This window comes from Psychrobacter sp. Ps6, from assembly GCF_022129235.1.
Taxonomy (GTDB): domain Bacteria; phylum Pseudomonadota; class Gammaproteobacteria; order Pseudomonadales; family Moraxellaceae; genus Psychrobacter.
In genome coordinates, this window is sequence record NZ_JADQAI010000122.1 from 1 (window position 1) to 1482 (window position 1482).

The 1482-nt window shown below is 33.6% G+C and carries 3 protein-coding genes; 1 reads left to right on the plus strand and 2 read right to left on the minus strand.

Annotated elements, in window-relative coordinates; translation table 11 throughout:
* Nucleotides 1–191 precede the first annotated feature (191 nt).
* Entirely contained in the window at nt 192–401 is a 210-nt protein-coding gene (locus I3255_RS14245) for a BrnA antitoxin family protein (protein ID WP_045037153.1), read from the minus strand.
* Nucleotides 394–690 carry a BrnT family toxin gene (locus I3255_RS14250; protein ID WP_238039404.1) on the minus strand — a complete coding sequence of 99 codons (297 nt, stop codon included), beginning with the start codon at nt 688–690 and terminating at the stop codon, nt 394–396. The genes I3255_RS14245 and I3255_RS14250 overlap by 8 nt, the downstream gene beginning before the upstream one ends.
* Nucleotides 691–964: 274 nt before the next feature.
* Here I3255_RS14250 and I3255_RS14255 point away from each other — a divergent pair, with 274 nt between their 5' ends.
* On the plus strand, nt 965–1282 hold the full coding sequence (locus I3255_RS14255; RefSeq protein WP_238039405.1) for a hypothetical protein: 318 nt from the start codon (nt 965–967) through the stop codon (nt 1280–1282).
* Nucleotides 1283–1482: the final 200 nt, after the last annotated feature.

Consider the following 1482-nt stretch of genomic DNA (forward strand, 5'->3'; position numbering starts at 1 on the left):
CAATGTCGTGCCTTCAAAGAAAAAAGCCTTACTTAGCGCCTTCTCCCTGAGTGCGTGTTAATGATAACAATTCTCACTTACAATGCAAGCATTTGTTGAGAATTATTTTCATTTAATTGAATGTGGGGTTGATGCTTAGTTGTAGGCACAGATAAAACAAAGGCCGCCTAAGCGACCATTTCGGTAAGATTTTACTGCCAATCCATTGTTAATTCTTTATTTTTTGATGCGCAGTCTTTTAGGTAAAGATTAATTAAATTTTGGTATGGAATACCATTCTTTTCAGATAGATCTTTAAAGTAAGTCACCACATCATCATCAAGTCGAATTGTGATCTGCTTCTTTACTTTTTTCGCATATGGATTAGCCATTGAGTTTGAAAAATCATATTGATCACGCATAACGAAACTCCTCATATTGTTTACGCTCTCGTTTTTCTGCTTTCCGAGCTGAAATAATTCGAATCCTTTCGTCATCACCTCGATAGCAATGACACACAACGAGAGTGTTATGTTTCTCACTCAACCCCATAATAATGAAACGTTCTTCACCATATGAGCTGTCAGGATCAGATATTACACGAGCATATTCATCACTAAAAACTGATTCTGCCTCTGTAAAAGTAACACCATGCTTTCGAATATTACTTTCAGCTTTATTCGGATCCCATTCAAATTGTAGATAACTCATAATTACTCTATAATTACTCTGTAGTTAAAATATAGCAAATCATCAATTAACCTACAAATGCAAAAAACCACCGCTAGGGAACAGGTTTTGTACGCACTAAGCAAACCATGATGCAACTCTCATTACTTGATGAAAAATCATCAGCAATTATCACCCAACAGAAAAGTACTTTATTTTCATATAGTTGAACCGGTGCATCAGCTATTTTATGCTTCCAAACCTCTACTTAAGCGAATAATATAATTAAATGATCCATTCTTTTCGGTATTAGAAAATGTTTAATTATATAGATATAAATGGCTATCAAATCCGTATTGCTCAAGTTTTTTCAGATAAACATATCTTTAATAAAAAAGATATTTGTCTAGCTTTAAATATCAAATATAAAAAGAACAATCAAACATCAATAGATGTAGTAGAACTAACTCGATTATGGCTCAAATCAAAGAACAAAATCGATGATTTATATGATATTTTAGATAGTAACAAAATTGATTTGGCTAGTAGCGTTGATGTATATCCCGCTTTAGATGAAGAATGGCAAGAACTTCAGATAGCACAAATAAAGGCCCCCAAAAACCATTCGGGGTAGCTTGTACGATCAAAGAGAACAAAGAGAACAAAGAGAACAAAGAGAACAAAGAGAACAAAGAGAACAAAGCAAAATAACGCTGCAACTCTATAGATACAAGTAATGAATGCCCTTTTACAACGAATAAAAATAAAGCCGACATTGAGTGTCGGCTTTATTCAATCAATTAACTGTATTGAGATTGCGGTGAGTTATTGTAA

Excerpts from the sequence above, each read along its gene's own strand:
- I3255_RS14245 (WP_045037153.1), bottom strand. The coding sequence starts at position 401 with ATGCGTGATCAATATGATTTTTCAAACTCAATGGCTAATCCATATGCG.
- I3255_RS14250 (WP_238039404.1), bottom strand. The coding sequence starts at position 690 with ATGAGTTATCTACAATTTGAATGGGATCCGAATAAAGCTGAAAGTAAT.
- I3255_RS14255 (WP_238039405.1), top strand. The coding sequence starts at position 965 with ATGTTTAATTATATAGATATAAATGGCTATCAAATCCGTATTGCTCAA.